Source organism: Bradyrhizobium jicamae (genome assembly GCF_018130695.1).
GTDB lineage: Bacteria > Pseudomonadota > Alphaproteobacteria > Rhizobiales > Xanthobacteraceae > Bradyrhizobium > Bradyrhizobium jicamae_B.
The window spans coordinates 146,156-170,101 of record NZ_JAFCJX010000020.1 but is presented as its reverse complement, the minus strand read 5'-3'; the positions used below and the strand labels follow the sequence as shown (position 1 = coordinate 170,101).

Annotated in this window: 23 protein-coding genes; 17 read left to right on the top strand and 6 right to left on the bottom strand. The window is 64.5% G+C overall.

Annotated elements, in window-relative coordinates; all coding sequences use genetic code 11:
• Window positions 1–97: 97 nt before the first annotated feature.
• A complete protein-coding gene (locus tag JQ604_RS27375) occupies window positions 98–1,591 on the bottom strand; it encodes an NAD-dependent succinate-semialdehyde dehydrogenase (RefSeq protein WP_212363781.1) in 1,494 nt (497 codons plus the stop codon).
• Window positions 1,592–1,770: 179 nt separating this feature from the next.
• Window positions 1,771–2,091, bottom strand: a complete 321-nt coding sequence (locus tag JQ604_RS27370; RefSeq protein WP_212363780.1) for a hypothetical protein — start codon at window positions 2,089–2,091, stop codon at window positions 1,771–1,773.
• A 332-nt stretch (window positions 2,092–2,423) separates the two neighbouring features.
• Between JQ604_RS27370 and JQ604_RS27365 the strand changes: the two genes are divergently transcribed.
• Window positions 2,424–3,617: a serine hydrolase domain-containing protein gene (locus tag JQ604_RS27365; RefSeq protein ID WP_212363779.1), complete on the top strand. Its 1,194-nt coding sequence runs from the start codon at window positions 2,424–2,426 to the stop codon at window positions 3,615–3,617.
• 279 nt (window positions 3,618–3,896) lie between these two features.
• Window positions 3,897–5,591, top strand: coding sequence for an AMP-binding protein (locus tag JQ604_RS27360; RefSeq protein WP_212363778.1), 1,695 nt, complete (start codon window positions 3,897–3,899; stop codon window positions 5,589–5,591).
• 109 nt (window positions 5,592–5,700) lie between these two features.
• On the opposite strand, the gene JQ604_RS27355 is transcribed toward JQ604_RS27360, so the two are convergent.
• A complete protein-coding gene (locus JQ604_RS27355; protein ID WP_212363777.1) occupies window positions 5,701–6,702 on the bottom strand; it encodes an adenosine kinase in 1,002 nt (333 codons plus the stop codon).
• A 144-nt stretch (window positions 6,703–6,846) separates the two neighbouring features.
• Between JQ604_RS27355 and murJ the strand changes: the two genes are divergently transcribed.
• From murJ to JQ604_RS27320, 7 genes are all read left to right on the top strand, one after another.
• Window positions 6,847–8,379: a murein biosynthesis integral membrane protein MurJ gene (murJ, locus tag JQ604_RS27350; protein ID WP_212363786.1), complete on the top strand. Its 1,533-nt coding sequence runs from the start codon at window positions 6,847–6,849 to the stop codon at window positions 8,377–8,379.
• Window positions 8,380–8,447: 68 nt separating this feature from the next.
• Complete coding sequence (gene trpS / locus JQ604_RS27345) at window positions 8,448–9,500, top strand: tryptophan--tRNA ligase (protein ID WP_212363776.1); 1,053 nt, start codon at window positions 8,448–8,450, stop codon at window positions 9,498–9,500.
• Window positions 9,501–9,664: 164 nt separating this feature from the next.
• The gene (locus JQ604_RS27340) at window positions 9,665–10,159 is read left to right on the top strand and encodes a universal stress protein (protein ID WP_212363775.1); all 495 of its coding nucleotides are present in this window, start codon (window positions 9,665–9,667) and stop codon (window positions 10,157–10,159) included.
• A 179-nt stretch (window positions 10,160–10,338) separates the two neighbouring features.
• Window positions 10,339–10,905, top strand: coding sequence for a NifU family protein (locus JQ604_RS27335; RefSeq protein WP_212363774.1), 567 nt, complete (start codon window positions 10,339–10,341; stop codon window positions 10,903–10,905).
• Window positions 10,906–10,993: 88 nt separating this feature from the next.
• Window positions 10,994–11,692: a tRNA (adenosine(37)-N6)-threonylcarbamoyltransferase complex dimerization subunit type 1 TsaB gene (gene tsaB, locus JQ604_RS27330; protein WP_212363773.1), complete on the top strand. Its 699-nt coding sequence runs from the start codon at window positions 10,994–10,996 to the stop codon at window positions 11,690–11,692.
• On the top strand, window positions 11,689–12,174 hold the full coding sequence (rimI, locus tag JQ604_RS27325; protein WP_212363772.1) for a ribosomal protein S18-alanine N-acetyltransferase: 486 nt from the start codon (window positions 11,689–11,691) through the stop codon (window positions 12,172–12,174). Before tsaB ends, rimI begins: the two co-directional genes overlap by 4 nt.
• A 52-nt stretch (window positions 12,175–12,226) precedes the next feature.
• Window positions 12,227–12,676: a Fur family transcriptional regulator gene (locus JQ604_RS27320; RefSeq protein ID WP_212363771.1), complete on the top strand. Its 450-nt coding sequence runs from the start codon at window positions 12,227–12,229 to the stop codon at window positions 12,674–12,676.
• A gap of 61 nt (window positions 12,677–12,737) precedes the next feature.
• On the opposite strand, the gene JQ604_RS27315 is transcribed toward JQ604_RS27320, so the two are convergent.
• Window positions 12,738–12,914 (bottom strand): hypothetical protein, encoded by a 177-nt coding sequence (locus JQ604_RS27315; protein WP_212363770.1) that lies wholly within the window; start codon window positions 12,912–12,914, stop codon window positions 12,738–12,740.
• A gap of 187 nt (window positions 12,915–13,101) precedes the next feature.
• Between JQ604_RS27315 and miaB the strand changes: the two genes are divergently transcribed.
• The 8 genes from miaB (at window position 13,102) to JQ604_RS27275 (ending at window position 21,555) form a co-directional block, all read left to right on the top strand.
• A complete protein-coding gene (gene miaB, locus JQ604_RS27310) occupies window positions 13,102–14,502 on the top strand; it encodes a tRNA (N6-isopentenyl adenosine(37)-C2)-methylthiotransferase MiaB (protein ID WP_212363769.1) in 1,401 nt (466 codons plus the stop codon).
• A 65-nt stretch (window positions 14,503–14,567) separates the two neighbouring features.
• Window positions 14,568–15,563, top strand: a complete 996-nt coding sequence (locus tag JQ604_RS27305; RefSeq protein WP_212363768.1) for a PhoH family protein — start codon at window positions 14,568–14,570, stop codon at window positions 15,561–15,563.
• 68 nt (window positions 15,564–15,631) lie between these two features.
• Window positions 15,632–16,135: an rRNA maturation RNase YbeY gene (gene ybeY, locus JQ604_RS27300; protein WP_212363785.1), complete on the top strand. Its 504-nt coding sequence runs from the start codon at window positions 15,632–15,634 to the stop codon at window positions 16,133–16,135.
• A 1-nt stretch (window position 16,136) separates the two neighbouring features.
• Window positions 16,137–17,279, top strand: a complete 1,143-nt coding sequence (locus tag JQ604_RS27295) for a hemolysin family protein (protein ID WP_212363767.1) — start codon at window positions 16,137–16,139, stop codon at window positions 17,277–17,279.
• Window positions 17,276–18,889 carry an apolipoprotein N-acyltransferase gene (gene lnt, locus JQ604_RS27290; RefSeq protein WP_212363766.1) on the top strand — a complete coding sequence of 538 codons (1,614 nt, stop codon included), beginning with the start codon at window positions 17,276–17,278 and terminating at the stop codon, window positions 18,887–18,889. The genes JQ604_RS27295 and lnt overlap by 4 nt, the downstream gene beginning before the upstream one ends.
• 262 nt (window positions 18,890–19,151) lie before the next feature.
• Window positions 19,152–19,568, top strand: coding sequence for a helix-turn-helix domain-containing protein (locus JQ604_RS27285; RefSeq protein ID WP_212363765.1), 417 nt, complete (start codon window positions 19,152–19,154; stop codon window positions 19,566–19,568).
• Window positions 19,569–19,702: 134 nt separating this feature from the next.
• The gene (locus JQ604_RS27280; protein ID WP_212363764.1) at window positions 19,703–20,827 is read left to right on the top strand and encodes a M20 family metallopeptidase; all 1,125 of its coding nucleotides are present in this window, start codon (window positions 19,703–19,705) and stop codon (window positions 20,825–20,827) included.
• Complete coding sequence (locus JQ604_RS27275) at window positions 20,824–21,555, top strand: tRNA (guanine(46)-N(7))-methyltransferase TrmB (RefSeq protein ID WP_212363763.1); 732 nt, start codon at window positions 20,824–20,826, stop codon at window positions 21,553–21,555. Before JQ604_RS27280 ends, JQ604_RS27275 begins: the two co-directional genes overlap by 4 nt.
• Window positions 21,556–21,604: 49 nt before the next feature.
• On the opposite strand, the gene JQ604_RS27270 is transcribed toward JQ604_RS27275, so the two are convergent.
• Window positions 21,605–22,444 (bottom strand): phytanoyl-CoA dioxygenase family protein, encoded by an 840-nt coding sequence (locus JQ604_RS27270; protein WP_212363762.1) that lies wholly within the window; start codon window positions 22,442–22,444, stop codon window positions 21,605–21,607.
• A gap of 213 nt (window positions 22,445–22,657) precedes the next feature.
• Window positions 22,658–23,731, bottom strand: coding sequence for a DUF2336 domain-containing protein (locus JQ604_RS27265; protein WP_212363761.1), 1,074 nt, complete (start codon window positions 23,729–23,731; stop codon window positions 22,658–22,660).
• Between the last annotated feature and the right edge of the window lie 215 nt (window positions 23,732–23,946).

Below are 23,946 nucleotides of genomic sequence, written 5' to 3'. Positions count from 1 at the left end.
CATCTGACTCTCCGTGGGTTCGAGTGTGGAAACCCAAACCTATCGGAGAGGCCACGCTCACCGCCCATGGAATCTACGATTCTCGCAATGAGGAGGCCTACACCCCCGCCATCATCACGTATTTGATCTCGACATATTCTTCCATGCCGTGATGCGAGCCTTCGCGGCCCAGGCCACTCTCCTTCACGCCGCCGAACGGGGCGACTTCGGTGGTGATCAGGCCGGTGTTGACGCCGACCATGCCGGACTCCAGGGCTTCGGCGACGCGCCAGACGCGGCCAAGGTCGCGGGAGTAGAAGTAGGAGGCGAGGCCGAACGGCGAGTTGTTGCACATCGCGATCACCTCGGCCTCGTCCTTGAAGCGGAACACCGGCGCGAGCGGGCCGAACGTCTCTTCATGCGCGACGAGCGCATCGGGCTTCACGTTGGCCAGCACCGTCGGCTCGAAGAACGAGCCGCCGAGCGCGTGGCGCTTGCCGCCGGTGACGATCCTGGCGCCGCCCTTCACGGCGTCGGCGATATGCTTCTCGACCTTGTCGACCGCTTCCATGTTGATCAGCGGCCCCTGCACGACGCCTTGCTCCGTACCGTCGCCGATCTTCATCGCCGCGACCTTCTTCGACAGCTTCTCGACGAACTCGTCGTAGATCTTGTCCTGGGCGTAGAGGCGGTTGGCGCAGACGCAGGTCTGGCCCATGTTGCGATATTTCGAGATGATCGCGCCTTCGACCGCCGCATCGATGTCGGCGTCATCGAACACTACGAACGGCGCGTTGCCGCCGAGCTCAAGGCCGAGCTTCTTCACGCCGACCGCGGCCTGCTCATAGAGCACCTTGCCGACTTCGGTCGAACCGGTGAAGCCGACGAAGCGCACCGCCGGATGCGCGCACAGCACCTTGCCGATCGCAGACGAATTGCCGGTCAGGATGTTGAACACGCCCTTCGGCACGCCGGCCTTCTCGGCCAGCGCGACCAGCGCCAGCGCGGTGAGCGGGGTTTCATTGGCGGGCTTCAGCACCACGGTGCAGCCGGCGGCGAGCGCGGGCGACACCTTTCGGGTGATCATCGAGCACGGGAAGTTCCACGGCGTGATCGCGCCGCAGACACCGATCGGCTGCTTGATCGCAAGCAGCCGCGCGTCGGCGCGCTGCGTCGGTATGGTTTCGCCATAGACGCGGCGCGCTTCTTCGGCAAAGAACTCGACATAGGCGCCGCCGATATCGACTTCGCCGAGCGCTTCGGTCAGCGGCTTGCCCTGCTCGGAGGTCAGGATCTGCGCGATGTCCTCGCGGTTGGCCGCGATCAGCTCGAACCATTTGCGTAAGGTATTGGAGCGCTGCTTGGCGGTCAGCTTGGCCCAGGCCGGGAACGCGCGCTCGGCGGCTTCGACCGCCTGCGTCGTCTCGTCGGTGCTCATGACCGGAATTTTCGCCAGTTCCACGCCGTTGACCGGATTGGTCACCGCGCGCGAGGGCGAGCCGACCCAAGCGCCATCGATGTAGCACTGCTCGCGCAGCAGCGAAGGGTCCTTCAGGCGGTCGCGCAGAGAGGTTGAAGGCTGCGTGGCGCGTGCGGCAGCGGGCGGGGTCATGGCGTTACTCCTCGAATTTCTGGGGTAATTGCGGTCTATATAGGCTGAAGCCCGCCGCAATGCACGGCCGCTGACGCAACCCTGCCCTAGGCAATATCGAGGGTTATTCCTGTCATTTCCCTGTCGTCCAGGACGAAACGGGGGGACGAAACTGGGAGGACGAAACCGGGACGATCACGTCAGGCCGTCCCGCTCATATAGGTCTCGCGGCGGCCGACCATGCGCTCGGCGGCGGCCTTGGCATCAGCCTTGGATGACGTCGCGCAGGTCCGGTATTCGAGATCGGGCTGCTTCGTCGTGTCGCGGCGGCCGAACCAGGATTTTGGCGCGGTCTGCAGCGAGGCGAGCGCCTGCGCCACATTGTCGACGGCCTCGAAGGAGTGCAACGCACCCGTGCCGGCAAAACGGACTTCGTAGAGGCCGGGGCTGATCGGCGCCTCGATATTCTCGCCGCGTCCGGGCCGCGGATAACGCTTCCATTCACTCCAGGTCGAGATCATTGCCAGTCCCCGCAACCCAAAAAGTCTTGCTTTTGCTTCAAATCGTCCAGTCCAGCAGCGCCATTCATGCTGGAATCTGAAAGTGTTACTGCAGAAATTCACACGCTGAAATTACCGTGGACATCACGTTACCGTGGATGTCTGAGTCGGTCACCGCGCCTTCCCTGATTCCCCTGCATAATCTGCGCAGGTGTTGCAGATCGGTGTCGCCGCACGGCGCAATTCATCACGCGATCGCGACATCCTGGCCACCACCCTCGTCCTTGCGAGGGCCCTAAAGCGGGAGGATGATCAACGCACTCCATAACAATAACCCAGCGGAGGCGACCCCTATGCAAAGCAAGGCTCAGATCGACCAGGTTCTGCGTTCCAAAAGCGAAGCGAAGGAGATTCCCGGTGTTGTCGCGGTCGCGGCAACGGGCAAGGAGGTGATCTACCAGGGCGCGTTCGGCAAGCGCGACCTCGGCGAGGACGATCCCATGACTGCGGACAGCGTGTTCTGGATCGCCTCGATGACCAAGGCGGTAACGTGTGCGGCGGGCATGCAGTTGGTCGAGCAGGGCAAGCTGTCGCTCGACGAGCCCATTGGCAAAGTGCTGCCGGATCTCGCCTCGCCGCAGGTGCTCGAAGGTTTCGACGCCAAGGGCGAGCCGAAGCTGCGACCGGCGAAGAAGCCGATCACGCTGCGCCACCTCATGACCCACACCGCGGGCTATTGCTACGACGTGTGGAACGGCGACATGGGGAAATATCAGGAGAAGACCGGCCTCCCGAACATCTTCAGCTGCGCGAACGCCGCGCTGAAGGGGCCAATCATGACCGATCCCGGCACACGCTGGGAATATGGCATCAACATCGATTTCGTCGGCAAGGCGGTGGAAGCCGCGAGCGGCAAGAAGCTCGATGTCTATTTGCGTGACCACATGTTCACACCGCTCGGCATGAGCGACACCGGCTTCAAGATCACCGACGACATGCGCAAGCGGCTGGTCGGCATGCATGCGCGCGGTGAGGGCGGCGCGCTGGCGCCGATTCCGTTCGAGCTCGAGCAGAATCCGGAATTCCACATGGGTGGCGGCGGCCTCTACGGCACGGCGGCCGACTACATCAAGTTCTGCCAGATGATCCTGAACAAGGGCAAAGGCAACGGCAACCAGTTGCTGAAGCCCGAGACGGTGGCGCTGATGAGCCAGAACCACATCGGCGATCTCAGCATGGGCAAGATGCCGACGATGGCCCCCATGTACACCCACGATGTCGATCTCTATCCCGACATCGTCAAGAAGTGGGGCCTGTCCTTCATGATCAACACCGCCAAGACGGCGGAAGGCCGCAGCGCCGGCAGCCTGGCCTGGGCAGGCCTTGCCAACACCTATTTCTGGATCGACCCGGCACGCGATGTCGCCGGCGTGATCCTGATGCAGCTGTTGCCGTTCGTGGATCCTAAGTGTCTGGAAGCCTTTGCGGGCTTCGAGCGCGGCGTCTATGCCGGGCTGGATGCCGGCAGCGGACAGAAGGCGGCGTAAGGTCGTCAAGCGAATGTCGAAGTTTCCCCTCTCCCCGTTCTTACGGGGAGAGGGTCAGGGTGAGGGGCCGCCTCCGCGAGTTCGATGCATCGGAGTGCGCGGAGAGCCCCCCTCACCCGGAATTTGCGCTTCGCGAAAATTCCGGCCTCTCCCCGCACGCGGGGAGAGGCGAAGCGAGTTCGCGGCGCCGCAGGAATACCCGCCTCGATCCTCCCTAAGTCGGGCCTGTTCCTCATCGGCCAACGAACTAAGATCGCAGAAAATCCGAGGGAGGACGACTTGGCCAACACCGCGGCAAGTTACGTTTGCGGCATTTCCGACACGCCGCTGCTGGGCGAAACCATCGGCCGCAGCCTTGATCTGGCGCGTCAGCGTTGGGGCGAGCGCGACGCGCTGGTGTCGCCGAGCCACAATGTGCGCTGGACCTGGAACGAGTTCGCCAAGCGCGTCGATGCGCTTGCGGCGGGCTTTCTCGCGCTCGGCCTGCAGCGCGGCGAGCGGATCGGCATCTGGTCGCTGAACCGCCCGGAATGGACACTGACGCAATTCGCCGCGGCCAAGGCGGGGCTGATCCTCGTCACCATCAATCCAGCCTATCGCCTGAGCGAGCTCGAATTCGCTCTGGGCAAGGTCGGCTGCGCGGCGATCGTGACCGCGACCGCGTTCAAGACCTCCAACTACATGGAGATGCTGAACACGCTGCTGCCGGAGCTTGCGAGCGCCGAGCCCGGCCGCCTGCGCGCCAGCAAGCTGCCGCAGCTGCGCGCCGTGATCCAGATCGGCGGACCGGCCGCAGCGGGCACGATCCCGTTCGACAGTGTCGCCGGCATGGGCAACGCGCGGCATCGCGAGCAACTCACCGCGCTCGCCGAGAGCCTGCAATTCGATGATGCCGTCAACATCCAGTTCACCAGCGGCACCACGGGCTCGCCGAAGGGCGTGACGCTGACTCATCACAACATCCTCAACAACGGCTATTTCGTCGGCCGTGCGATGCGACTGACCGAGCTGGACCGCATCTGCATCCCGGTGCCGCTCTATCACTGCTTCGGCATGGTGATGGGCAACCTCGCCTCGGTCACGCTCGGCGCCACCATGGTCTATCCCGGCGAAGGCTTTGATCCGCTGACCACGCTGAAAACCATCGAGCAGGAGAAATGCACCACGCTGTATGGCGTGCCGACCATGTTCATTGCCGAGCTCGATCATCCCGAGTTTGCGCGCTTCAACCTGAAATCGCTGCGCACCGGCATCATGGCCGGCGCGCCCTGCCCGATCGAGGTGATGAAGCGCGTCAACACCGAGATGAACATGGGCGAGGTGACGATCGCCTATGGCATGACCGAGACCAGCCCGGTCAGCTTCCAGAGCGCGACCGACGATCCGCTGGAGCGGCGCGTCTCCACCGTCGGGCGCATCCATCCGCATGTCGAGGTGAAGGTCGTCGATCTCGACGGCAAGATCGTGCCGCGCGGCCAACGCGGCGAGCTCTGCACCCGCGGCTACAGCATCATGCTCGGCTATTGGGACGAGAAGGAGAAAACATCAGACGTGCTCGACGCCAATGGCTGGATGCACACCGGCGATCTCGCCGTCATCGACGACGCCGGCTATTGCAACATCGTCGGCCGCATCAAGGACATGGTGATCCGCGGCGGCGAGAACCTCTATCCGAGAGAAATCGAGGAATTCCTCTATCGTCATCCAAAAATCCAGGACGTGCAGATCTTTGGTGTCGCTGACGAGCGCTATGGCGAGGAGCTCTGCGCCTGGGTCCGCGTCCGCGCCGGCGAGACGCTGACGGCGGACGAGGTGCGCGCCTTCTGCCAGGGCCAGATCGCCCACAACAAGATCCCGCGCTACGTCGAATTCGTCGAGGAATTCCCGATGACGGTGACGGGTAAGATCCAGAAGTTCGTGATGCGGGATGCGGTGGAGGCGCGGCTGGGGCTGAAGGCGGCGAAGACGGCTTGAAAACATCGTCATGCCCGGGCTTGTCCCGGGCATCCACGTCTTCGGTCTCTCCAAGAAAGACGTGGATGGCCGGGACAAGCCCGGCCATGACGGTTGGTGAGATCCAGCCTTAAACCGGCAGCCCCTTCTGCTTCGCCAGCTCCTTCAGCGACACTTGCGGGCGTGCACCAATGTGCTGGATCACCTCGGCCGCGGCGAGTGCGCCGAGACGGCCGGCATTCTCATAACCGGCGTTGCGGACCAGGCCGAACAGGAAGCCGGCCGCGAAGAGATCGCCTGCGCCTGTCGTGTCGACGAGCTTGTCGATCGGCGAGGCCGGTACCGCGACGACGCCGTCCTTCGAGGCGACCACGCAGCCCTTTTCGCTGCGGGTGACGACGCCGAGCTTGGTGTCCTGACGCAGCTGCTTCAGCGCGGTCTCGAAATCCGAAGTCTGATAAAGCGAGTGCAGTTCGGATTCGTTGGCGAAGATCAGGTCGACGGTGCCCTTGCGCATCAGGTCAAGGAACTCGTCGCGATAGCGATCGACGCAGAACGCGTCGGACAAGGTCAGCGCGACCTGGCGGCCGGCACCATGCGCGATCGTCGCCGCCTTCACGAAGGCGTCCTTGGCATTCTTCGGGTCCCAGAGATAGCCCTCGAGATAGATGATGCTGGCCGCCGATATCTGCGCCGGATCGATGTCGTCGGGCGTGAGATCCTGCGCGGCGCCTAGATAGGTGTTCATGGTGCGCTCGGCGTCCGGCGTCACCAGGACGTAGCAGCAGCCGGTGGCGGGACCGCCGGTCGACGGCCGGGTGTCGAAGGCAACGCCCGCGGCGCGAATGTCGTGGGCATAGAGCTTGCCGATCTGGTCGTCCTTGACCTTGCCGACGAACGCGGTGCGCGCGCCAAAGCTGGCGAGACCGACGATGGTGTTGGCGCCGGAGCCGCCGGACATTTCGGTGGCAGGACCCATATCGCGGTAGATCGATGCCGCGCGGACCTCGTCGATCAGCGCCATGCCGCCTTTGGCCATGCCGTGATCGGCCAGGAATTTCTCGTCCGTCGTGACCAGCACGTCGAAGATCGCGTTGCCGATCCCGAGAACGTCATATTTTGCGTCAGCCATCAGACCTGCCCTGTTTACGGCAACTATTTGAGCATGATCTTGTCGAAAAACCGGTGCCCACTTTTCCGGATCATGCCTAAGAAGGCTGCGGCCTATCACGTTCGCACCTGTGCCAGCAAGCCGGGCGACTGCTATAGAATCGTCATGATCCGCTCCTTCCTCACAGTCTCTTCGGGAACACTGGCCTCGCGCCTGCTGGGCTTCGCCCGCGATTCCATGATCGCGGCGCTGCTCGGCGCGGGACCGGTGGCGGACGCATTTCTGGCGGCGTTTCAGCTGGTCAATGTGGCGCGGCGGCTGCTGGCCGAGGGCGGGCTGAATGCGGCGCTGGTGCCGGCCTGGATGAAGGTGCGCGATGCCGGCGGCATGCCGGCGGCGAGCGCGTTCGCCGGGCGCGTGCTCGGCACCGTCAGCGCCGCCGTGATCGCGGCCGCGCTGCTGCTCGGCCTGCTGATGCCGCTGGTGATGTCGGTCGTCGCGCCCGGCTTCGTTGGCCGCGACACGCTGCAACTGGCGGTCAACGACGCGCGGCTGATGCTGCCGTTCCTCGCCTTCGCCGGCCCGGTCACGGTGATGATGGGGCTTTTGAATGCTCAGCATCGTTTCGCGCTGACGGCGTTCTCGCCGCTGCTGTTCAACATCACGCTGATCATCGTGATGGCGGCGTTGCTGGTGTGGCGCATGGACGCAACCCAGGCTGCGCCGATCGTCGCGGCGGCGATCGGCATCGCCGGCTTCGTACAATTGTCGATGCTGGCGCTGCGCGGGGGCGATGTCGCAAGACCCCTGCGCGTTGCCTTCGATCGCGAGATGGGCGGCTTCTTCGGCCGCGCCGTCCCCGGCATGATCGCCAGCAACGGGCCGCAATGGCTGATGGTCGCGGGCGCCGTGATCGCATCGACCTCGCCGTCGGCGGTGTCGTGGCTCTATTTTGCCAACCGCCTGCTGGAGCTGCCGCTCGGCATCGTCGGCGTCGCGATGGGCACGGTGCTGATCCCCGAGATGACCCGCGCCGTGCAAAGCGATGACCATGCGGCGATCGCTCATGCCGAATCGCGCGGGCTCGAACTCGCAGTCGGACTCGGCTTGCCGGCAGCGCTCGGATTGAGCGTGCTGAGCGAACCGATCGTGCGGCTGCTGTTCGAGCACGGCGCATTTACAGCCGGCGACACCGCGGCCACCGCGCAGGCACTGGCCTGGCTGACGCTGGCTCTGCCGGCCCATGTGCTGGTGAAGGCGCTGTCGCCGGCCTTCTTCGCCCGCGAGGATATGATGGCGCCCCTCTTCGCGACGCTGCAGGCGATCGTGATCACGATCGCGCTGGCCTTCGTGCTCGGTCACCTCTTCGGGCCGAACGGCATCGCGGCGGCGCTGGCGCTCGGCGCCTGGAGCAATGCGCTGTCGCTGATCCGCAGGGGCGCGACGACGTTCGGCTTCTCGATCGACGCCGAGGCGCGTCGGCGGCTGCCGCGCATCCTGGCCGCTGGCCTTGCCATGAGCGCCGCACTCTGGTTCGCGGCACGGACCCTGCCCACGGGCGGCCACGGTGTCGTCGAGGCTGCCGGCCTGTTCATCCTGATCGCGGCCGGCGTGGCCGTTTACGGCCTGTTTTTGCAGCTTTTCGGCGTCATCGGCTGGCGCGAAGCCGTTAACGTGATCCGGCAAAAGCGGGCTTGACTTGCCACCACGGCCCCCGCGTGGCAAACGACGCGGCCACATCTGCATATTCTTTGGGAAGCTCAACCATGGCCATCGTTGAACGGGTTTTCTCGGGCGTTCAGCCGACCGGCAATCTGCATCTCGGCAACTACCTCGGCGCGATCGTCAATTTCGTGAAGCTGCAGGAGACGCATAACTGCATCTATTGCGTCGTCGACCTGCATGCGCTCACACAAGGCATCGACGTCTGGGGCGGCCCGGCGGAACTGACCCGCAACACCCGCGAGGTCACCGCGGCCTTCATCGCCGCCGGCATCGATCCGAAGAAGCACATCGTGTTCAACCAGAGCCAGGTCACCGGCCATGCCGAGCTCGCCTGGCTGTTCAACTGCGTGGCGCGGGTCGGCTGGCTGAACCGCATGACCCAGTTCAAGGAGAAGGCGGGCAAGGATCGCGAGAACGCGTCGGTCGGTCTGTACGACTATCCGGTCCTGATGGCGGCCGACATTCTGGTCTACCGCGCCACCCATGTGCCGGTCGGCGAGGACCAGAAGCAGCATCTGGAGCTGTCCCGCGACATCGCGCAGAAGTTCAACAATGACTTCGGCGACTCCATTCGCAGCCACGGCCACAACGAAGGCATCTACTTCCCGCTGCCGGAACCCTTGATCACGGGGCCGGCGACGCGGGTGATGAGCCTGCGCGACGGCACCAAGAAGATGTCGAAGTCGGACGCCTCGGACAATTCGCGCATCAACCTGACCGACGACGCCGACACCATCGCGCAGAAGATCCGCAAGGCGAAGACCGATCCGGAGCCGCTGCCGACTGAAGAAAAGGGCCTGGAGCCGCGTCCCGAGGCCGACAATCTGGTCGGCATCTACGCGGCGCTGGCCGGCGTCACCAAGCAGGCCGTGCTGCAGGATTTCGGCGGCGGTCAGTTCTCCAGCTTCAAGAACGCGCTGGTCGATGTGTGCGTTGCGAAGCTGGCGCCGATCGCGGGCGAGATGAAGCGGCTGGTCGCCGACCCCGGCCATGTCGATTCGATCCTGAACGAGGGCGCCAACCGCGCCCGCGTGATCGCCGACGAGACCATGCGCGCGACCAAGGACATCCTCGGCCTGATCCGCCAGCGCTGACGGCCGTTTAAAACAGGAACGGTTGCTCCCTCTCCCCAACGGAGAGGGAGTGTGGCAGCATGCGACCGTTTTGGGCATGATCCTTTCGGAAAGCCGCTGCACACTTTGCGCTAGCGCGGCCCTTCGGGTCCGGATCATGCCTTTGGTTCAGCACCGGGACATGCATGACCACCCAGCGACGCAGCTACGAGACCGGCCACAAGCCGAAATGTCTTGTCATCGTTGACGACACCGCCGAATGGGACCGCGCCGTCTATTATGCCGCCCGCTGGGCGATCCGGGTCGGTGGCGGGGTGGTGATGCTGCGGGTGATCGAGACCGAGGACCAGAACCAGCAATGGCTGGGGGTCGCCGACATCATGCGCGCGGAGGCCGAGGAGGCCGCCAATGAGGCGCTCGACCGCGCCGCCGGCCGCGCCAATGGCATCGCCGCGATCACGCCGGAGCGGGTGATTCGCGAGGGCAATCCGACCGAGCAGATCCTCGAGGCGATCGACGAGGACGTCGACATCGCCATGCTGGTGCTGGCGGCCAATCCCGGCGCCGAGGGCCCAGGGCCGATCATCACGAACATGGCCAAGACCATGGGCGCGTTCCCGATCCCCGTCACCATCGTCCCGGGCGGCCTGACGGATGCGGAAGTCGACGCCCTGTCCTGAGCTAACCCATTGATGCATCCCTGGAACTACCGGCCTGCGCCTTGATCGGTGCTATTTGGATCGCCATCTGACTCCCTGATTTGACGCGTTTTCCTCACGCGAACCGGTACCCACTTCGCTCGAAAACGCTATAAGGAACCAACGCGCCGGCCTTGAACCGGCGACGCCGGAGACAGCAAATGTTCATTCAGACCGAAGCCACCCCCAATCCCGCCACCCTGAAATTCATTCCGGGCCGCATGGTGCTCGAGAGCGGTCCCATGGAATTCAACGCCGAGACCGCGTCACGCTCCCCGCTCGCCGAACGGCTGTTCGCCGTGCCAGGCGTCACCGGCGTGTTCTACGGCTCCGACTTCATCACCGTCACCAAGGCGGACGGCGACTGGCAGCACCTCAAGCCCGCGATCCTCGGCGCCATCATGGAGCACTACATGTCCGGCGCGCCGCTGCTCGCCGACGGCACTGTTGGCAGCGATGACGCAAGCGACGAGGAAGCCGAGTTCTTCAACGAGGAAGACGCCGAGACCGTCGAGCAGATCAAGGATCTGATCGAGACCCGCGTGCGCCCCGCAGTCGCCAATGACGGCGGCGACATCACCTTCCGCGGCTTCAAGGACGGCATCGTCTATCTCAACATGAAGGGCTCCTGCGCCGGCTGCCCGTCATCGACCGCGACCCTGCAGCACGGCATCCAGAACCTGCTCCGGCACTTCGTGCCCGACGTGCAGGAAGTCCGGCCGATGTGATGGAGCGGTGCATGGCGAGTAGCGAATGGCGAATAGGGACTGCGCCTGATATTCTATTCGCTATTCGCCACTCGCCATTCGCCTCTTCATGATCATCCTCGCCATCGATACGGCGCTCGACGCCTGCTCCGCCGCCCTCCTCGACACCTCCGCCGGCACGACCATCGCGCTCGAATCGCAGCCGATGCAGCGCGGCCATGCCGAGGCGCTGATGCCGCTGATCGCGCGCGTCATGAAGGCGCCTAGCGTCGCGTTCACGGCGCTCGATCGCATCGCCGTCACCACCGGCCCCGGCAGCTTCACCGGCTTGCGCGTCGGACTGTCGGCCGCGCGCGGCATCGGACTTGCCGCGGCGAAGCCGGTCGTCGGACTGACGACGCTCGCCGCCTACGCCGCGCCCGTGGTGGCCGAGAATGGCGAGCATCCGATCCTGTCGGCGATCGATGCGCGACATGACCATGTCTACTATCAGGTGGTGAGTGGCGACGGCAGTCCGCTGATCAAGCCGAAAGTGGCGCCGATTGCGGAAGCGCTCGAGGCCGCGCAATTCGGCGCGCTGCATCTGGTCGGCAACGCCGCCAGCATTCTCGCCGAGCGCTGGCCGGCCGATGCGACCGCGCCGTCCAAGGTCGATCAACAACCTGCACCCGACATCACCTGGGTGGCCTGGATCGGCGCCGCCGTCGATCCCGAGACCGCGCCGGCACGTCCCTACTACTTGCGCGCGCCCGACGCCAAGCCGCCGAAGGATCAGCTTCCGCGAAGCGAGCAACCGTCAGCATCATGATCGGCTGGCTGTCAAAATGGTGGGACGGCGGCACGCCCGCGGTCGAGCCCGCGAGCTTGCGCGACGCGCCGCGGCTGGCGCAATTGCACGGCGCCTCGTTTCACCGCGGCTGGGGCGAAGGCGAGTTCGAGGCGATGCTGAGCGAACGCAACACGCTGGTGCATCGCTTGAGGCAGGGCCGCAAGGTGATCGGCTTTGCGGTGTCGCGCATGGCGGCGGACGAAGCGGAAATCCTGTCGATCGCGATCGATGCCAACAACCGCGGCCGCGGCCTGTCGCGCAATCTGTTGATGACACATCTCGGCCATCTCGCCGGCCGCGGCATCCGCACCATCTTCCTCGAAGTGGAAGAAAACAATGCGCCCGCGCGAAAGCTGTATGAACGGGCCGGATTCGCCGTCGTCGGTCGCCGCGAGCGTTACTACAAGCAGCCCGGCGGGGAACATTTGAACGCGCTTCTGATGCGTCGCGACTTGTCGTAATATCCGCGCGGTGGCAGAACAGTCCCAGCTCCGCTCCCCAGGCACGAAGGTCATGGTCACAGTCAAATCCCCGCCGGCGCAGAAACATACCGGGATCGAGGCGCGTTGCGCCGCGACCGGCATGCGGATGACCGAGCAGCGCCGCGTGATCGCGCGCGTGCTGGCGGAATCGGCCGACCATCCCGACGTCGAGGAATTGTACCGCCGCTGTGTCGCGGTCGACGACAAGATCTCGATCTCGACGGTGTACCGCACCGTAAAATTGTTCGAAGATGCCGGCATCATCGAGCGCCACGATTTCCGCGAGGGCCGCGCGCGCTACGAGCAGATGCCCGACAGCCACCACGATCACCTGATCAATCTGCGCGACGGCAAGGTGATCGAGTTCACCTCCGAAGAGATCGAGAAGCTGCAGGCCGAGATCGCCCGCAAGCTCGGCTACAAGCTGGTCGATCACCGGCTCGAGCTTTATTGCGTGCCGCTCGACGACGACAAGCAATAGCAACAGAGTTTGCAGCGAAGCGTGCGCCAGCCCGCGCGATGCCGCGCGTGTTCGGCTTGCGCTACTTTTCGGTTCGCCAGGCGCCCAGGAGACCCATTCTGCGCGGCTTGCGGTTGGCTCCGGCCTGCTCCTGCACGTCTGACAGATCGACCGCGTAGCGCTTCAGCAGAAGCTTGGCGGCGAGCCCGAGCACCAGGAAAGGCGTCACATAGATCGCGAACGTCTCAAGTGCCGTCATGGCGGCTTCTCCGCGATGAGAGATCGGAACAATACCCCCGAAACCGGCGAAAATCTTGCCATTTCCGCCCGATTCGGACCCATTGTCCGGAAATGACGGGGCAGAACGCTGGATTTTCAGCGCTTTAGACTATATCTGAGCCCCGGCGCCCTGATGGCGCCGTTTCCATTTCGCAATCCGGGTTTCCATGACGCCGCCGCGCAAGCTGCACATCAAGTCCTATGGCTGCCAGATGAATGTCTACGATGCCCAGCGCATGGTGGACACGCTGGCCGGCGAAGGCTTTGTCGAGACAGCGAATGCTGACGAAGCGGATTTGGTGATCCTCAACACCTGCCATATCCGCGAGAAGGCCTCCGAGAAGGTCTATTCAGAGCTCGGACGCCTGCGCGTCGCCAAGGACGAGGCCGCGCGTGCCGGTCGCGAGATGAAGATCGCGGTCGCCGGCTGTGTCGCGCAGGCCGAGGGCGAGGAGATCATCCATCGCGCGCCGACCGTCGACATCGTGGTCGGCCCGCAGAGCTATCACCATCTGCCGCAGCTGCTGAAGCAGGCCAGGCAAGGCGGCCGCGCGCTGGAGACGGAATTTCCGATCGAGGACAAGTTCGGCTTCCTGCCGCAGCCAAAGCCCGACGCGATCCGCTCGCGCGGCATTTCTGCGTTCGTCACCGTGCAGGAAGGCTGCGACAAGTTCTGCACCTTCTGCGTGGTGCCGTACACGCGCGGCGCCGAGGTGTCGCGGCCCGTCGCAAAGATCATCGACGACGTCAAACAGCTCACCGACAATGGCGTGCGCGAGATCACGCTGATCGGCCAGAACGTCAACGCCTATCACGGCGAAGGCCCCGACGGCCGCGCCTGGCCGCTCGGCAAATTGCTGCAGCGGCTCGCCGAGATTCCCGGCGTGGCGCGGCTGCGCTACTCGACCAGCCATCCGCGCGACGTCGAGGACTCACTGATCGCGGCGCATCGCGACTTGCCGGCGCTGATGCCGTTCGTGCATCTACCGGTGCAATCGGGCGCCGACCGCATCCTTGCGGCCATGAACCGCAAACATACCGCCGCTGATTACCGGGGGATCATCGACCGTTTCCGGAAAGCGCGGCAAGATATTGCTTTTTCATCGGATTTTATCGTGGGCTTCCCCGGCGAGACCGAGGAAGAATTTTCCGCCACCCTCGCGCTTGTCACGCAAATCGGATACGCTGCGGCGTATTCGTTCAAATATTCGCCGCGGCCGGGCACGCCGGCGGCGGAGATGCGGGAGACGGTGTCAGCGAACGAGATGGACGAGCGCTTGGGGCGGCTTCAGGACTTGATCGACAGCCAGCAATCGGCCTTCAACAAGGCTGCGATCGGCACGACGGTCGATGTGCTGTTCGAGCGCGCCGCGCGGAAAGAGGGCCAGATCGTCGGCCGCACCGCCTATCTGCAGCCCGCCCATGTGATGGCCTCGCCTGACATCATCGGCCAGGTACTTCCCGTTCGCGTCGACAGCCTCGAGCGCTACAGCCTGCTCGGCGAACTCGCGACCTCACCCGCATCCTTGAAGCCGCAAGTTCATTCGCAGATGATCATTGGAGCCTGAAATCCTTGCCCAAAAGCGCATCGGATTCGCCTTCACTCGCTCCCAGCCGCAAACCAGACCGCGACATGCAAATTCCTCCTGAGACCCAGGTCGTCATCGACTTCGACGACAATCGTGCCGCATCCGCGCTGGTCGGCCCCTACGGCCAGAACCTCGCGCTGATCGAGCGGCGGCTCGGCGTCGTCGTCGATTCCCGCGGCAACCAGATCACCATCGCCGGCACCCGTGACGGCTGCGATGCCGCGCGCCGCGTGCTGGAGACGCTCTATGCCCACGCGACCAAGGGGCTCGATCTCGACCAAGGCGAAGTCGAAGGCGCGATCCGCGCCGTGATCGCGCAGGGCTCGCTGTTCGAGTTCGACAACAAGACGGCGAAAACCTCGTTCGAGACCATCAACCTGCGCAAGCGCCCGGTGCGGGCGCGCACCGCGGCGCAGGATTCCTACATCCGCGCACTGAAGCGGCACGAGCTGGTGTTCGGCATCGGCCCGGCCGGCACCGGCAAGACCTGGCTTGCGGTCGCCTATGCCGCGCAGCTGTTCGAGCGCAAGGAGGTCGACAAGATCATCCTGTCGCGTCCGGCGGTCGAAGCTGGCGAGCGGCTCGGCTTCCTGCCCGGCGATCTCCGCGAGAAGGTCGATCCCTATCTGCGCCCGATCTATGACGCGCTGTACGATCTGATGGACGCCCGCGTGGTCGAGCGCGCGCTGCAGGGTGGCGAGATCGAGATCGCGCCGCTCGCCTTCATGCGCGGCCGCACCCTGACCAATGCCGTCATCATCCTCGACGAGGCGCAGAACACCACGTCGATGCAGATGAAGATGTTCCTGACGCGTCTCGGCGAGAACAGCCGCATGATCGTGACCGGCGATCCCTCGCAGATCGACCTGCCAAATGGTCAAACCTCCGGGCTTGCCGAAGCGGTCAAGCTGCTCGACGGCGTCGAGGGCATCGCGCATGTGCACTTCACTGCCGAGGACGTGATCCGCCACGAGCTGGTGGCGCGGATCGTCGCCGCCTATGAGGGATTGCCGCAGCGGCCGGCAAAAGCCAAATCGTGAATTCGCCCGAGCAGGCCGCGAGCCCGCATGATGCGGGCTCCGGCCCCAACGCCAATTTTGGAACGACCGTGTCCGTGTTTCCTGCCACCGAGGTTCTCGTCACAGCCGAGTGCTGGCAGACCGAGCCTGACGCCGAAGCGGTGATCCACCGCGCCATCGAGGCCGCTGCCGAGATCGCAGATGCCGATGTCGGCGAGGCCGAGCTTGCGGTGATGCTGACGGACGATTCCGGCATACGCACCCTGAACAAGAACTGGCGCGACCAGGACAAGCCGACCAATGTGCTGTCGTTTCCGGCACTGCAACCGACCGGCGCCGTCGGCCCCGACGATGCGCCGCGCATGCTCGGCGACATCGCGATCGCCTATGAGACGACGCGGCGTGAGGCCGACGAGGAGCAGAAGCCGTTCAACAATCATCTGAGCCATCTTGCGGTGCACGGCTTCCTGCACCTGATCGGCTACGATCACGAGAATGACGACGATGCCGAAGACATGGAGAGTCTCGAGCGCGAGATCCTCAGCCACCTCGGCATCCCCGACCCCTACGCTGATCGGGAGCGGATGGGCTGACATGCCGGATTCCGACCCAACCCACGACAATCCGCGCAACGTGCGCAATTTGCCGGCCGTGGTGCAGGACGGCGAGGTGCAGCGTCCCACCGCCGACGGCTGGCTGATGCGTGCGATCCGCACGCTGTTCGGCTGGAAGGCCGGCTCGGTGCGCGACGATCTGCAGGTCGTGCTCGACGCCTCGACGCCTGACGATGTCGGCTTCTCCGCGATCGAGCGCACCATGCTGCGCAATATCTTGTCGCTGAATGAACGACGAATCGCCGACGTCATGGTGCATCGCGCCGACATCGTCGCGGTGAAGCGCGACATCCCGCTCGGCGAATTGATGAGCCTGTTCGAGAGCGCGGCGCATTCGCGCCTCGTGGTCTATGACGAGACGCTGGATGATCCCGTCGGCATGGTGCACATCCGCGACCTGCTCGCCTTCATGACCGCAAAGGCCCGCGTCGGCGAGACACCCAAGACGAAACGCAAGAAGCCGTTTCCCGCCGGCCTCGATCTGCGCACAGTCGATCTCGCGCTGCCGCTGGCCGACGCCAACATCATCCGCAAGCTGCTATACATCCCGCCGTCGATGCGGGCGATCGATCTGCTGGCGCAGATGCAGGCCTCGCGCATCCATCTGGCGCTGGTGGTCGACGAATATGGCGGCACCGACGGACTGGTCTCGATCGAGGACATCGTCGAGGAGATCGTCGGCGAGATCGACGACGAGCACGACAGCGACGAGCCGCCTGCGATCGTTCGCCAGCCCGACGGCTCATTCATCGCCGATGCGCGCGCGAGCCTCGACGACGTCCGCAGCGTGATCGGCGAGGACTTCGTCATCGGCGAGGCCGGCGAAGAGGTCGAGACGCTCGGCGGCTATCTGGTGTCGTTCGTCGGCCGCCTGCCGGTGCGCGGCGAGGTGATCTCGGGCCCCGGCAATTTCGAGGTCGAGGTGCTCGATGCCGATCCGCGGCGCGTGAAGCGGCTTCGCATCACGATCCGCAAGGAACGCCCGGCGCCGCGCAAGGAGCGGAAGCGCGAGCAGGCGCAGGAGCTGCCCCAGGAACATCCTCAGCAGCCGCCTCCCGAGCAAAACGCCCCGCAAGCCAATGACAACACGCCGCCGTCGGGCGATGGAGCCGGCTCGCAGTGAGGCTGTCAGACAAACTCCGCGCGACCGGACTTGCGATCATCCTGACCTGGGGGTGGAAACGCGCGGCCCTCGCGTTGCTGGCAGGCGCGCTGTCGGCGCTGGCGATGGCGCCGTTCAATGCCTGGCCGATTCTGTTCCTGACCTTTCCGGTCGCAGTCTGGCTGATCGACGGCGCTGCGGCGGGCCGCTGGCAGGGCGTGCCGGCCGCCGCACTGTCCGGCTTCTGGTTCGGCCTCGGCTATTTCGTGCCGGGCCTTTACTGGATCGGCTACGCTTTCTTCGTCGATGCCGACATCTTCGCCTGGCTGACCCCGTTTGCGGTGCTCGGCCTGCCCGCCTACCTGTCGCTGTTCACCGCCTTCGGCTTTGGCCTGGCACGGCTGATCTGGCCGCGCGATGCCACGCGCGTGCTGGCGCTCGCCGTGTCCTTGACGATCTCGGAATGGCTGCGCGGCCATGTGCTGACCGGATTTCCCTGGAATGCGTTCGGCTACGCGCTGACCGAACCGCTGGCTTTGGCACAAACTGCATCATTGATCGGGCTGTGGGGCCTGACCTTCCTGGCTGTGGCGATCTTCGCCAGCCCCGCGGTGCTGATCGACGGCGCCTCGCGCGGCCGCAAGCCCTGGCGCGCGCCGGTCGCGGCACTGATCGTGCTGGCGGCGATGCTGGCCTTCGGCGCGGTGCGCCTGTCGCTGCAGCCGACCGCGATGGTCAAGGACGTCAAGCTGCGCATCATGCAGCCCGACCTGCAGCAGGACGTCCGCTTCAACTACTCCGCCAAGGCGGCGGTGATGCAGAAGTATCTCACTTTGTCGGATCGTGCGTCGGGGCCGAATTCGACCGGCGTGCGCGACGCCACCATCCTGATCTGGCCGGAGAGCGCTTTCCCATTTTTCCTGACGCGCGAGGCGGATGCGATGGCGCAGATCGCCGAGCTTTTGCCACGCGGCACCGTGCTGATCACCGGCTCGGTGCGCGCGCCTGATCTGCCGCCGGGCGTTCGTATCACGCGCGCTTATAACTCTATTTACGTCATTGATCACGACGGCAGCGTGCTGTCGGTCTACGACAAGCTGCATCTGGTCCCGTTCGGCGAATATCTGCCGTTCCAGGAATGGATGGAGAGGCTCGGCTTCGTGCAGCTCACCAAGGTGCAGGGCGGCTTCATTCCGGGCACGGTCCGCCGCACGCTCGATGTGCCGAATGCGCCGCGCGCGCTGCCGCTGATCTGCTACGAGGCGATCTTTCCCGGCGATATCGCCAGCCGTGACGACCGGCCGGGTTGGATCATCAACGTCACCAATGACGGCTGGTTCGGCATTTCGACCGGCCCCTACCAGCATTTGCAGCAGGCGCGGCTGCGCGCGATCGAGGAAGGGCTGCCGCTGGTGCGCGCCGCGAATACGGGCATTTCGGCGGTGGTCGATCCGGTGGGGCGCATCGTCGCACGGCTCGGGCTTGGCATCGAAGGCGTGCTCGACGCCGGACTGCCGGCGGCGATCGCGCCGACCATCTATGCGCGCGTTGGGAATTATCCGGCAGCAGTGATTGTGATCATCGCACTGCTCGTGGTCACACGACGACGTTTCCTTGGGCGAAAGAGCTGACCTCTGCCTATCGGCGGTTGTTGTTCGCGCCTGAAAAAGGTTCGAAATCGTCGGATGTGTGATTCCACCAGTTGACAGATTGACCGTGCGCTTCGCATGGTGGGGCCTCCAAGAAAGCGAAGTACAGTCAGCCCCATTGCGCAAATTGCCCGCATTTTGTCCCGATCCTCCTCGCAGGATTTGACGGCACCCGCGCCTGAGGCATACTCCGCTTCCAACTTGCCTCATCTACCGGGCGCGCAATTCCCTAGGAGAGTTGGAGATGTCGACCAAAGCGCCCAACCCTGTTGACAAATATGTCGGCAGTCGTGTCCGGATGCGACGCATCATGCTGGGCATGAGCCAGGAAAAGCTCGGCGAGGCGCTCGGCCTCACCTTCCAGCAAGTGCAAAAATACGAGAAGGGCACCAACCGCGTCGGCGCCAGCCGGCTGCAGCAGATCTCCGAAATCCTGCAGGTGCCTGTGTCGTTCCTGTTCGACGGCGGTCCGACCGGCATCGGCTCGGCGGACGGCTTCAGCGAGGGCGCGTCGCCGACCTATGTCGCCGATTTCCTCGCCACCGCCGAAGGCCTCGCGCTGACCCGGGCCTTCACCCGCATCACCGACGCCAAACTTCGCCGCAGCATTGTCGAGCTGGTCGAGCAGATCGCGGCACGGGAAGCCACTGACAAGCCCTGATTCAGACAAGCCCTGATTCGGACAAGCCCTGATTTCGGCCACATCCGTTTGAGAGATCGGCAAATCTGGACTATGTCAGTCCGGCGCGCGGGCGATCGCGCGCAATTCCCACCGAATTCTCACGCCGAACAGCCATGTCCAACCATCCGTTTGATTCAACTAAAATCCTCGACGGCATTCGCCGCTGGGTCGAGATCGAGACCCCGACCGATGTGCCAGAACAGGTCAACAAGCTCGCCGACCTCGTCGCCGAGGGCTATCGCGACCTGCCGGCGACGTTGGAGCGGATCAGGGGCCGCGACGGCTGCGGCGATCATCTGATCGCGCGCTCGTCCTGGGGACAGGACGCGCCGGGCATCCTGGTGCTGAGCCATCTCGACACCGTGCATCCCCTGGGCTTCATCCAGCGCCTGCCGTTCAAGGTCGACGGCGACAGCGCCTTCGGTCCCGGCATCTACGATATGAAGGGCGGCGCGTATCTGGCCTATCACGCCTTCCGGCAGATCTGCGCCGATGGCGCCCAAGCCCCGCTCGGCATCACCCAGATGTTCGTCTCCGACGAGGAAATCGGCAGCCCGACCTCGCGCGCGCTGATCGAGGCCGAGGGACGCAAGGCGAAATATGTGCTGGTGACGGAGCCGGCGCGCGACGGCGGCAAGATCGTCACCGGGCGCAAGGGCGTGGCACGGTTCGAGGTCTTCATCACGGGCGTGCCTTCCCACGCCGGCACTCGGCCCGAGGACGGCCGCAGCGCGATCCGCGAACTCGGCAATGTGATCCAGGCGCTGGAAGCGATGAATGATCTCAAGCGCGGCATCACCGTCAATGTCGGTGTGGTCCGCGGCGGCACCAAGCCGAACGTGATCGCGGAAGAGGCCTATGCCGAAGTCGACATGCGCGTGAAGACGATCGCCGATGCCGACGAGATGGTGCCGAAAATCCTCGGCCTGACCTCGCGCACCGAAGGTGTCAGCGTGAAGGTGGTCGGCGAGTTGAACCGCCCGCCCTATGAGAAGAGCAATGCCGGCGCTGCGTTGTTCGAGCATGCGAAGACGCTGGCCGCCGAGCTCGGCTTCGAGCTGGTCGACGTCTTCACCGGCGGCGGCTCCGACGGCAACTTCACCGCGCCGCATACCGGCACGCTCGACGGCCTCGGCGTCGACGGCAAGGGTGCACATACCCATTACGAGCAATTGTACATCTCCTCGATCGAGCCGCGCGCACGGCTCCTGTATCGGCTGTACCAGACGCTGCGATGATCACCTCCCGCGATATCGATCACGACGCCCCTGACGACGGCGCGCTGGCGCATTCGCGCGGCTCGTTCTTCGGCCGCCGCAAGGGCCACAAGCTGCGCTCGCATCAGGCCGACCTGATCGACAATCTGCTGCCGCATCTGGCGGTCGGCATCGAAACGCCTGCGCCGGAAAAACTCACCGAGCTGTTCGATGACGGCATCGGCGACGTCAGGCTCGAAATCGGCTTTGGCGGCGGCGAGCATCTGATTGCCGAAGCGCGCGCGTTTCCCAACATCGGGTTCATCGGCTGCGAGCCCTATGTCAACGGGATGGCGAAGATCCTGACGCAGATCGAGGCCAACAATATCGGCAACATCCGCTTGTTCGCCGGCGACGCCGCCGAATTACTGGCATGGGCGCCGCCGCGTTCGTTGCTTCGTGTCGATCTGATCCATCCTGATCCCTGGCCGAAGCGACGGCACTGGAAGCGCCGCTTCGTGCAGGACGCGACCGTGAAAGCGATGGCGCGCATTCTGAAAGACGGCGGCGAATTCCGCTTCGTCAGCGACATCGACGACTACTGCGCCTGGACGCTTTCGCATCTGATGCGCTCGCCGGATTTTGCCTGGCTCGCCGAGCGCGCCGTGGACTGGCAACAACCCTGGCCCGACTACACCATGACGCGCTATGGCGCAAAGGCCGAGCGCGAGGGACGGAAGGCCGCGTATTTGCGATTCAGGCGCCTCTAGGTATCGAGCACGCTCTACCAACCTCGTCATGCCATGACGGTGGAGAGAGTCACTGCCCTGCCATCCGCGCCTTCTTTGCGTCGGTGGCTTCCCACACCATGCGCTTTCCTCGTTCGCGGCCGAGCAATTCGATCGGGTCGTGATTGTCGATGTGACCGAACTGCCCCTTGTAGACGCTGTAGCCGCACAGCTCCTGCAGCCGGCGCGGGAAGCGCATCGCGGTCTCGCGGGGAATGCCGAGCTGCAGATTCTCCTGCTGCCGCATCCAGCCCCAGCAATAGGCGCAGGAGAAGGCAAAGCGCCTGGCATCGCTGGTGTTGGCGCCGCCGCCATGCCACAGCGCGCTGTCGAACAGCATCACGCTTCCGGCCGGCATGGTCGCGGTGACGGCGTCGTAATCCCTGCCGTATTCGGGCGAGGAATCATATTTGTGGCTGCCCGGCACGATGCGGGTCGCGCCATTGTCGTCGCGGAAATCCGACAGCGCCCAGATCGCGTTGATGGTGATCGGAATGTGCGGCCGCGGCAGCGGAATCAGCTGCGTGTCCTCATGGATCGGCTGCGCCTCCTGGCCGGGACCGAGCACCAGCGAGCAGAACGAGGACAGCAGGCACTCCCTGTCAAGCAAGCGCTCGACCACCGGCAGCACGTTCTCGTGCAGCGGCACCTCCCAGAACAGATCGTCATAGGTCAGGAGATTGTTGATGCGCAGCGTCTTGAGGCCTTCGAACGAGGTCTTGGCCGGACCGAGATCATGCTCACGCTCGATACGCAGCACCGCCGCCTTCAATCCCTCGACCAGTTCCGGCGAGGCCGCACGCTCGATCACGGTGTATCCGTCGTCGCGGATCCGGTCGGCGTGCGATTGAAGGTCGACGTCGTTAAGCATGCAGCTCTCCCTGATGGCGCTGTGTCGCGCCTTGCAAGGAAGCATAGCCGCTGGCTCTCGATTTGGGAGGTATTTTTGCGCTGCAGCCTCCCCCGTCATTGCGAGCGAAGCGAAGCAATCCATCGTGCCGCAAGTGGAGAAATGGATTGCTTCGTCGCTTCGCTGCTCGCAATGACAGGGGAGAGAGCTGCGCAGTCTGTGCGACGACGGAAACTAGCGCGTCTTCCAGAACTCGACGACGCGTTGCGCGGTCGACGGCATCAGGCGCGTGAAATTCACCCGCGCGGCTTCGATGTCGGCCGGTGACGCGACGCGGTTGGGGCCGAGGCGCATCACGATCAGCGCGCGCGCCGTGGCCCATTCCAGGCCCAGCACCTTGCACGCGATCAGGATCGGATCGTAGCGATCGCCGGCGATCAGCTTGTCGAGCGTGGCGATCTTCACACCGGTCATCATCGCGAGCGCGGCGACCACTTCCTCATATTTGAAGGCCTTGGCGAAGTTGAGCAGCGCGCTTTCGGTCAGTTGCCCTGCGCGCTGCAGCGCGATCACCGTGCGCTGCGCCAGCGTAAAGTCGCGACGGCTTTCAACCTCTCCGGTCGCGACGGTGATGTCGTTCATCGCCTTGTTGATCGCGACCTGCCGCTCGGGCTTGGCCACGGTGAACAGACGGCGGCGAACGACGTCGATCGAACCCTCGAGCAGACTCTTGAGATGTACGGGCGGCAGATCATCGCGGCGGCCGATCTTCAGCGTGAGCACGCCATCCATGTGGGCGCGCTTGACCAGCGTTGCGAAGCCGTCGTCCGAAAACGCCGCACCGTCATTGCCGGCAGCACAGCGGATCACGTCGCGATCACCGCGACGGACGAGGACGTCGGTCAGCCCGGTCGACAGTGTCGGCCGCTCCGCCATCGCGAGCAGATGGCCCTGCCCCTTGGCGTTGGCGATCTCGAGCAGCATCTGCTCGCCGATCACGGGCGAGCGTTTCAGGAGCGGACCCGCGATCGAAATTTCGTCTTCATGCGCGAGCTGGCCGACCAGATGCCGCGGCGCGTTTGTCAGCACCGACAGCCGCTCGGCCAGTTCGACCCGCGCGGCGATCTCGGCATGGGGAACCAGGCTAGTCAGCACGCCGTCGAAGAGATCGACATGGTCGCTGCGGAAATTCGCCGCACCCTGCAGGAACAGTTCGCTGAGCTTGCGCGCGGCTTCGGCACGGCGTTTGGGGTCGCCGCGGCGGACAATGTCGTCGAGTTCCGGGATCAGCGCGGGGGCTGTCGTCATAAGCCTATCCAAACCGGCGGCTCGTGCCGGTTTTCCCGGCAATCTAGGGGCCGTTCGTAAACGGAGGGTTAGATCGATACCTCCCAAAACGGCCGCAAAATCCTGCTTTGGCAGCCTTCGGCCCTTGCCGGATGACCGCAAAACGGCTATATCGGCGGCAACTTATGGTTCTCATACGATCGCGTATTGAGAGTGGGCCCCTCGGGACCCGCTCT

Excerpts from the sequence above, each read along its gene's own strand:
- JQ604_RS27340 (WP_212363775.1), top strand. The coding sequence starts at position 9,665 with ATGACCACCCAGCGACGCAGCTACGAGACCGGCCACAAGCCGAAATGT.
- rimI (WP_212363772.1), top strand. The coding sequence starts at position 11,689 with ATGATCGGCTGGCTGTCAAAATGGTGGGACGGCGGCACGCCCGCGGTC.
- JQ604_RS27370 (WP_212363780.1), bottom strand. The coding sequence starts at position 2,091 with ATGATCTCGACCTGGAGTGAATGGAAGCGTTATCCGCGGCCCGGACGC.
- miaB (WP_212363769.1), top strand. The coding sequence starts at position 13,102 with ATGACGCCGCCGCGCAAGCTGCACATCAAGTCCTATGGCTGCCAGATG.
- JQ604_RS27320 (WP_212363771.1), top strand. The coding sequence starts at position 12,227 with ATGGTCACAGTCAAATCCCCGCCGGCGCAGAAACATACCGGGATCGAG.
- murJ (WP_212363786.1), top strand. The coding sequence starts at position 6,847 with ATGATCCGCTCCTTCCTCACAGTCTCTTCGGGAACACTGGCCTCGCGC.
- JQ604_RS27305 (WP_212363768.1), top strand. The coding sequence starts at position 14,568 with ATGCAAATTCCTCCTGAGACCCAGGTCGTCATCGACTTCGACGACAAT.
- JQ604_RS27315 (WP_212363770.1), bottom strand. The coding sequence starts at position 12,914 with ATGACGGCACTTGAGACGTTCGCGATCTATGTGACGCCTTTCCTGGTG.
- JQ604_RS27355 (WP_212363777.1), bottom strand. The coding sequence starts at position 6,702 with ATGGCTGACGCAAAATATGACGTTCTCGGGATCGGCAACGCGATCTTC.
- JQ604_RS27275 (WP_212363763.1), top strand. The coding sequence starts at position 20,824 with ATGATCACCTCCCGCGATATCGATCACGACGCCCCTGACGACGGCGCG.
- JQ604_RS27375 (WP_212363781.1), bottom strand. The coding sequence starts at position 1,591 with ATGACCCCGCCCGCTGCCGCACGCGCCACGCAGCCTTCAACCTCTCTG.
- JQ604_RS27285 (WP_212363765.1), top strand. The coding sequence starts at position 19,152 with ATGTCGACCAAAGCGCCCAACCCTGTTGACAAATATGTCGGCAGTCGT.
- JQ604_RS27335 (WP_212363774.1), top strand. The coding sequence starts at position 10,339 with ATGTTCATTCAGACCGAAGCCACCCCCAATCCCGCCACCCTGAAATTC.
- tsaB (WP_212363773.1), top strand. The coding sequence starts at position 10,994 with ATGATCATCCTCGCCATCGATACGGCGCTCGACGCCTGCTCCGCCGCC.
- JQ604_RS27295 (WP_212363767.1), top strand. The coding sequence starts at position 16,137 with ATGCCGGATTCCGACCCAACCCACGACAATCCGCGCAACGTGCGCAAT.
- JQ604_RS27280 (WP_212363764.1), top strand. The coding sequence starts at position 19,703 with ATGTCCAACCATCCGTTTGATTCAACTAAAATCCTCGACGGCATTCGC.
- JQ604_RS27265 (WP_212363761.1), bottom strand. The coding sequence starts at position 23,731 with ATGACGACAGCCCCCGCGCTGATCCCGGAACTCGACGACATTGTCCGC.
- JQ604_RS27365 (WP_212363779.1), top strand. The coding sequence starts at position 2,424 with ATGCAAAGCAAGGCTCAGATCGACCAGGTTCTGCGTTCCAAAAGCGAA.
- JQ604_RS27270 (WP_212363762.1), bottom strand. The coding sequence starts at position 22,444 with ATGCTTAACGACGTCGACCTTCAATCGCACGCCGACCGGATCCGCGAC.
- trpS (WP_212363776.1), top strand. The coding sequence starts at position 8,448 with ATGGCCATCGTTGAACGGGTTTTCTCGGGCGTTCAGCCGACCGGCAAT.